This window comes from Gordonibacter pamelaeae 7-10-1-b, from assembly GCF_000210055.1.
GTDB lineage: Bacteria > Actinomycetota > Coriobacteriia > Coriobacteriales > Eggerthellaceae > Gordonibacter > Gordonibacter pamelaeae.
In genome coordinates, this window is sequence record NC_021021.1 from 432,581 (window position 1) to 433,668 (window position 1,088).

Sequence of the window (1,088 nt, forward strand, 5' to 3'; positions counted from 1 at the left end):
GTTCTGGCAGGGGGCCTGGCCGGGGGCGCGTACGCCTCCGGCGCGCTCATGGGCGTGGGCAACGTCATGGACGACCTGTTCGGCGGCCCGCCTGCCCAGACCGAGGTCGTGGACAAGATAGGGCGCCCCCTCGGCGCGAGCGCCACGTCGAACGGCGTCACCGTCACGGCCGAGGCCATCATCGGCGACCGGGCGAACTACACCATCGTGTTCAGCATCGCCAAGGACGACGGCACCCCGTTCGAGGATATCGAGGCCCTGGACAACGGGCTTTTGCCCCTCGGGTTCGGAGAGGCGGCCGGAGTCCACGTCGATGGGGTGACGACAAGCGGTGGAAGCAGCCACTTCTACGATGCAGACCCCTCCGACAACGCTATCCAGTACGTGGAGCAGATGTCCGTCACCTCGACCAGCGGCAGCATCATCGGGCATACGGCGCGCGTTTGCTTCCAGGACCTGTACCGGTACGGCGACGGCGGGCGGGAAGTCCTCGTCGAAGGCACCTGGAACATGAAGTTCGTCGTGGACTACGAGGACACCTCCATCAACCTGCCGGCCGGGCAGCCGTTCGAGCTGAACGGCATGGGCGCCACGCTCGACAGCGCCAGCATCTCGCCGATCGCGCTCACGCTCGAGTACACGGCCGACGGCCGCATGGACTGGATCGAGAAGGAATCCGGCCGCATGTCCGAGCGCGAGGCCGGCGAGCGCGACCGCTTCCTCAACCCGTCCATCACGGTGAACATGAAGGACGGCACGGTCCTGGAGATCGACGCATCGCAGCACAGCGGGGGCTCCCGCGAGGACGGCAGCACGACCGTCTGCCATAAGAATATAGTGTTCGAAGAGTTCCTGAACACCGACGAAGTGGCCTCCGTCACCATCGGCGGAACGGAGATAGCGCTGCCGTAGCCAATACGCCAGAGGGGGTCCCGCAAGCTCGGCTGCGGGACCCCCTCTGGTCGGCCTAAGGAACCGCCGATTAATTATCGGATTCGGCTTTTTCGCAGGGCGGGCGCGGCAAGAGCGTCGATCAGCGGTTCCCGGGTCCGCAACGGATCGACGCGCATCCCGGCGGCACGGCGCCG

The 1,088-nt window shown here is 66.5% G+C and carries 1 protein-coding gene; it reads left to right on the plus strand.

Annotated features, from left to right (window positions below; all coding sequences use genetic code 11):
• Window positions 1-912, plus strand: a 912-nt coding sequence (locus GPA_RS02015; RefSeq protein WP_041238801.1) for a DUF4179 domain-containing protein, incomplete at its 5' end; no start/stop codon positions are given.
• Window positions 913-1,088: the final 176 nt, after the last annotated feature.